This window comes from Hymenobacter agri (assembly GCF_054778495.1).
In genome coordinates this window covers 1-1,830 of record NZ_BAAGZM010000736.1, presented here as the reverse complement: position 1 = coordinate 1,830, position 1,830 = coordinate 1, and the positions used below count along the sequence as shown (strand labels likewise).

2 protein-coding genes are annotated in these 1,830 nt (G+C 64.3%); one reads left to right on the top strand and one right to left on the bottom strand.

All coding sequences use genetic code 11. The features are described 5' to 3' along the window. Positions 1-1,113 (bottom strand): trehalase family glycosidase (locus ACYVDE_RS21560; RefSeq protein ID WP_460503598.1); only part of this gene is annotated, 1,113 nt, incomplete at its 3' end. Between the two features lie 184 nt (positions 1,114-1,297). Here ACYVDE_RS21560 and ACYVDE_RS21555 point away from each other — a divergent pair. Further along, positions 1,298-1,705, top strand: a complete 408-nt coding sequence (locus ACYVDE_RS21555) for a BlaI/MecI/CopY family transcriptional regulator (RefSeq protein WP_460503597.1) — start codon at positions 1,298-1,300, stop codon at positions 1,703-1,705. Positions 1,706-1,830: the final 125 nt, after the last annotated feature.

The window sequence follows — 1,830 nt, the reverse complement described above, 5'->3', positions numbered from 1 at the left end:
CGCGTAGCTGCGGGCCTGCGCCGCCTGGCCGGCCACGCGGGCGGCATCGGCCAGCGTTAGCTCCAGGTTGTAGAGCAGGCAGTTGAGGTCAACCGGAACAAGGTCAGTGGTCTGGATGCTTTCGAGGCCTTTGCCGGGGCGGAACCAGCGGCTGCTGAAATCCCAGCCCAAGGCGGCGGCGGCCCGCACGTTGCGGTAGAACTGCGCGGCTGGCTGCGGGCTTTTTTTGGCGGCGGCCACATCTTCGGCAAACGACTCTTCGCGCGGCTGGGCGCTGTCGTCCCAGTAGCGGTTCAGCACGGCGCCGTTGGGCAGGCGCACGGCCCGGCGGCTGGCCGTGCCGGGTTTCAGCTGTTGGCTGCCCTGCATCCAATAGCGGTATTCGGCTTCGAGGGCGGGGCGATAGCGCAGCAGCTCGGCGTTGCCGCGGTCGCGGGCCAGCAGCTGCACCATGCCGGCAAAAAACGGCGGCTGCGAGCGGGTGAGGTAGTAGGTGCGGTTGCCGTTGGGCACGAAGCCAAACCGGCCGATGAGGTAGGCAAAATTGTCGGTGATGTCGCGCAGCAGCTGCGTCTTGTTGGCTTCGGCCAGCCCCAGCATCGTGAAGTACGAATCCCAGTAGTACACCTCCCGAAACCGTCCGCCCGGCACCAGGTAAGGGTGCGGCAGCGGTACCAGCGAGCGATACGGCACCAGCGAGTCGGCCGCATCGGTGGTCGGCGCGGCGGGCCGGGCCAGCACTGTCCACAAGGTGTCGAGGTGATGGCGTAAGCCGGCCGCCTGGTTGGTCTGGAAAGTGGCGGCCGCGTTGGTGGGCACGTCGAAATGCGCTTCCACGAAGGCCTTTAGCCGGAAGCCGGGCCGCGCTTTCTCGCGTCGCCACGCGGCCAGAATCACGGCCGGCGCCTGCCGGGGCGCGGCATCCACAAACGTCTTGTTATCGGGAAACACCCGCCCCAGCTGCACCGCCTCAAACAAGCCCGGAAACAGCTGCCGGGGCGAGCGGAGCACTGGCGCGGGCGTGGCTTTACCGGTAGTCGGGGCGGTCGTTTGGGCCCGGCCGGGTGGCAGGCTCAATAGCAGCAGGAAATAGCAAAGCGTCGTTTTCAGCATGGGGCAGCGCAGCGAGAATGTCGGCAAATGCGAAATCAGTCGCGGTCTGCATGCTTACGAAAAACCGACATTGACCGCTAAATCCGATGAAGGTGAACCCCCATCTGTAATGACAACTAAAAAAATAGTTTGTAAACTAAAATATTAGTTATACGTTTGCGTTACTCTGAAACATCCCTAGTACATGGACTCCAATTCCTTCCCCGAACTCACCCGCGCCGAAGAACAGGTGATGCAGGTGCTCTGGCGCATCGGCCCGGCCTTTGTGAAAGACGTGCTGGCCGAACTGCCCGCCCCGCAGCCGGCCTACAACACGGTTTCCACCATCATCCGCATCCTCGAAACCAAGGGCTTCGTGGGCCACGATGCCTTCGGCCGCACCCACCGCTACCACGTGCTGGTGGCGCAGGACGACTACCGCCGTTTTTCGCTGCGCAAGCTGCTGGGCGGCCACTTCGGTAACTCGTTCGGCCGCCTCGTTTCGTTTTTCGCCAAAGAAGAAAACCTCGACGCCGCCCAGCTCGATGAGCTGCTGCGCCACGCCGCCCACCCCCAAAACCCCACGAACGATGACCCCGCTCAGCCTGCTTAACTGGATGGTGCTCAGCACCGGCCTGCTCGCCGCGTGGTGGGCCTGCTACCGCCTGGCCCTGCGCCCCGAGCGCAGCTTTGGCTACAACCGCGCCTTTCTGGTGCTGGGGCCACTGCTGGCCGCCG